The sequence below is a fragment of the Candidatus Hakubella thermalkaliphila genome (genome assembly GCF_013281975.1).
GTDB classification, from domain to species: Bacteria; Actinomycetota; Humimicrobiia; order Hakubellales; family Hakubellaceae; genus Hakubella; species Hakubella thermalkaliphila.
The window spans coordinates 1-3,659 of sequence record NZ_BLRZ01000137.1 but is presented as its reverse complement, the minus strand read 5'-3'; the positions used below and the strand labels follow the sequence as shown (position 1 = coordinate 3,659).

At 56.3% G+C, this 3,659-nt stretch carries 5 protein-coding genes and 1 pseudogene; all 6 read right to left on the bottom strand.

The genetic code is table 11. The features are described 5' to 3' along the window. Nucleotides 1–20: 20 nt before the first annotated feature. The gene (locus tag HW443_RS09845; protein ID WP_258189012.1) at nt 21–1,058 is read right to left on the bottom strand and encodes a DUF1670 domain-containing protein; all 1,038 of its coding nucleotides are present in this window, start codon (nt 1,056–1,058) and stop codon (nt 21–23) included. Continuing rightward, nucleotides 1,003–1,317, bottom strand: a complete 315-nt coding sequence (locus HW443_RS09840) for a hypothetical protein (RefSeq protein WP_176237080.1) — start codon at nt 1,315–1,317, stop codon at nt 1,003–1,005. The genes HW443_RS09845 and HW443_RS09840 overlap by 56 nt, the downstream gene beginning before the upstream one ends. A gap of 35 nt (nt 1,318–1,352) precedes the next feature. Next, nucleotides 1,353–2,333 carry a DUF1670 domain-containing protein gene (locus tag HW443_RS09835; protein WP_176237079.1) on the bottom strand — a complete coding sequence of 327 codons (981 nt, stop codon included), beginning with the start codon at nt 2,331–2,333 and terminating at the stop codon, nt 1,353–1,355. Then, the gene (locus HW443_RS09830) at nt 2,239–2,847 is read right to left on the bottom strand and encodes a DUF1670 domain-containing protein (RefSeq protein WP_176238124.1); all 609 of its coding nucleotides are present in this window, start codon (nt 2,845–2,847) and stop codon (nt 2,239–2,241) included. Before HW443_RS09830 ends, HW443_RS09835 begins: the two co-directional genes overlap by 95 nt. Nucleotides 2,848–2,869: 22 nt before the next feature. After that, entirely contained in the window at nt 2,870–3,082 is a 213-nt protein-coding gene (locus HW443_RS09825) for a hypothetical protein (RefSeq protein ID WP_176238123.1), read from the bottom strand. 78 nt (nt 3,083–3,160) lie between these two features. Next, a pseudogene (locus HW443_RS09820) lies at nt 3,161–3,358 on the bottom strand (IS110 family transposase); the annotation flags it as partial. Between the last annotated feature and the right edge of the window lie 301 nt (nt 3,359–3,659).

The window sequence follows — 3,659 nt, the reverse complement described above, 5'->3', positions numbered from 1 at the left end:
GATTGTCAAGATATGATGGTTTAGATCCTCACCCCCTTGGCCACAAGATATTTTCTTATCTCCTGCTGGTCGCGGTAGAACTCTTTTACCAGCTCCAGGTGCTCTTTGACCAGGGTAATGCCTTTTCTGAGCAGCCTGGTCATCAGATGGGGTGGCATCCCGAAGAGGTAAAGGATAAGCACGGCCTCGAAGGTGCCCACGTAGTTGTCCACCGCCCGTGGCGAGTGGTGAGTAATGCGGGCTATTTCTTTTACCGTGTAACCCTGGAGGTGAAGGCTTACAACCACCTCTTTATGAGTAATGCTCCTTCCGGCATCCAACACCGTGCCCGGAGTGGGCACAACGAGGTTGTGGTCCTTCTCAAAGCTGCAGATGAGTTCGGAGATTCTGACCGAGCTCATCTGAAAGATCCACTGCAGCTCCATGAGGGTAAGGAGTCCATTTTGTCGGTGGGCCTCAAAGCAGACCCTGACGATGCGCTTCTTCAAAAGCTCAAGGTAGTCGGGCACAGTGTGAGGGCAGTTGGCCAGTTCCTCTGGCGTCCACACGGTAAGGATTACCGGAGCCTGGCGGCGGAAGCGGGTGGCTACCTCCTCCGAAAGGTGGGCCCTGACGTGGGTGGTAAGAAGCGGCATCTCCCCACTTTGTAGTTGCCTGGTGCGCGGGCAACAGACATTCCTTAAGGTGATCACTTCCTCCACCAGCTGGCGGGCCACCGCTTTTCCCAGCCTGGCCTCGGTACAGACGAAGTTAGTCAATGCATTTATCACCGAAGCCGGGGCGGAGAGGTCAAGGGTTCCAAGCCGGGTGGTAGGTAGGGCCGGCCGGATACTATCGATCTGTTGGCGCCAGTAGGCCGAGTCCTCCTCGTTGTGGAGCGCAACGGAAGTACGGATCTGGTCGGTGTAGCGGGAGGGGCCTTTTCTTCTCACGCGGGCCCAGGGGTCGATAATCAAGAGCACCTGCTCCTTAGTGACTCTAGGGAAAACCTGCTGGTAGCGCTTAAGACAGGCGGCCAGCACCATCTTCCTTGCTTGAGTAAAGTCTTCCCCGGCCAAGATGGGCTTCCAGGTATTCGGGCCGGAAGAGAGGCAGTCTTAAGCTCTTTTTGCCCCGGCGCAGGTAGAGTTCGAAGGGCCTAACCCTTTGGATTCCCAGCCGGGCTTCGGCCTTCTCCATCTGGGAGTTGATTTCGCCCACGATCAGGTAAGCCACCCGGGACTCCTTGCCGAAATCGTATCGTCTGGCCAGGTAGGAGACCTGGTAGTTTTCCAGGGTCCGCTCGGTGAGAGGGCGGTAAATCTCCCGTCGGTTCATAATACTCGCCCCCGCTGGTTTTTTTAAACTCCGCCTCATGGGCCAGGAAGACTTTTCTTAGGTGATGCAGCCGGAAGGCGTACTCGGGGGCCCGAGTGCTCCCGGATAAGTTCGAGGTAGGTCTTTACCAACTTCATGGAGCGGCCGGTCACCCGCCGGATGAGTGGTGGGGGGAGGCCTCGCTCAGAAAGAACCACCACGGCAGCAAATTCCTTGATGTAGTTTTCCACCGACTCGTAGGAGTGGCCGGTACGGGCCACGATCTCCGTTTCAGTGTGCATCTCAAGGTACAGCTCGATGATCTTCTTGCGGTGGGTAACTCCCCGCCCGATGTCGCACTCGACGCCCCTTAGGGGGACCACCACGGCCGAAGTTCTGCCGATGAGACCCCGGATGGCCTCGGTGTGGATGCCCAGAAGGTACCCCAAGTCGGCGTAGGTGAGGTAGCCACCGCCCTCCTTGGCCTGGGTAGCGTAGCGCAGTACCTTCTTTAGTTTGACCCCACTCAGACGGTTAAGGTCTCTATCTTCCTCGGAAGAGGGCATATCCTGGGGGTCCCACAGGGTGAGCCTGACCGGAACCAGCTGGCAGGCCTCCAGGGGCTTTCCCGCCGGCTCCCTAGAGGAGACTGCCCAATAGATTACCTCGCCGTCAGGACGCTGTTCGGACAAGGTGGTGCTAAGTTCTTCCAGAATCTCCCTGAGGGCTCGCAGCTTCACCGGCGAAAGAGCGAAGTCGGCCTCCAGCTCGGCCCAGGTGCCTCCTCTTTCCCGGCTAAGGGGTTCGTAGAGGAGCTGCTTGAGCTTATCCCTTGGGGTAGACCGGATCAGCTCTACCCACTCGGCCTCCTCGGACCCTTGGGCCTGGAAGTTTCCGGCCAGCACCTGGGTGGCCAGGCCGGCGAAGCGGGCCAAGAGGTCCCTAAGGCGCTCCCAGGACAGGGCAGCGGTGCGTCTGATCTCCTGGAGGGAACTGCCCTCCAGGTAGCGGGCCATGGCCCAGGTGGAGCGGAGCATACCACCAAGGGCTTGGTCCTTCTTCGAAAGTCCCAGGACCGGGACGAGAGATGCCTTGTTCCCTTAACTTCTGCAACCTGGATCGTAAAGAGGGAGGGGTGATGTTGCAAATGAGACTTAACTGCTTGGAGCTTAAGAGGGCGTCCTGTTGGTAGGTCTCTTCGATCATCCGGAGGAGGCGGCCCCTCTGCATGGTGGCCAGGCCAAAGGACAGCTCCAGATCGAGATCCTCGGTATCGAAAGGGGTAAGCCTTACCTTTTTGGTAACCCGGCGCCAGTTGCGGATGAAGGAGGCCCGACCGGCTGCTGCCTCCATCAGTACCTGATTTGGTCCACGTACCCCGGGCCTTGAGAGGACCCACTGGCTCATACGGTGGCCTGGCAGTTTTGCTTCGGTCTCGCTCATCCCTAGCTCTGTGGTGAGCTGGACGGCCAGCTGATTTTCAAGGGTCTTCTTCCTGGCCGAGGCCACCTGGTACTTAAGACGCTGACGGTGTTCCTTTTCTCTTGTCATAGTTTAAGCTCTCCTTAAGAAATCACTTCCAGCGGCGATACCTGCTGAGGTACCCTTTTGCTTGCCTAGGACCGGATCGATCTTCTATCTCGGCCAGCACCACCTTGGCCCGGCCCAGGCGCTTCCAGTCTCTGACGGCCCAGCGGGCCGCCTCATAGCTCCCTTTCTCCAACCGGCCCAGAGAGCAGAGCACCCGCTGCTTGCTTTGGCCTTGCTCCTGGTAGCTTTCAACCACCTGGATGTATCCAAGATTCCTCACCCGAGAGATTCGAACGAACATGGTTTTTAAACCATCATATCACGGTAGGATAAGCTTCCAGTATATGCCTGTGCTTTCCATGGCTACATGGGTCACTTTATGATCCTTCAGCCATTCCTTTAAGCGCAATAAATCATTAGTCATGGTGCTAAAGGTCCTGATCTCCTTCTTAATGCCATCACCCATTACACAAGCTGTAACTGTCTCCTTGTGCACATCAAGCCCACATGCCCTTTCAATTATTACCTCCATTGTGACCTCCTCCTTAGTCTACAGTCTTAGATAGAATATACTCATTCGAAGGAAGCCACATAACCTTTGGCTTAATTTTCATGCTCTTTTGTGGCACTTGTGCCATGAGGGTTTCATGTTATCAACGAATCCCTTTCGGCTAGATTTTACGTGAGGCAAATCGATGGCTTTACATACCACCTCCCCTATGGTAATCTAAGGGCAACAAGTCCAACATGCTCTGAAAAAGTGTGAAGGAGGTGAGAAGTGAGTGCGCCGGGTAAAGCTCGGACGATTCAGCAGGTGAAAACCCTGCCAGGGT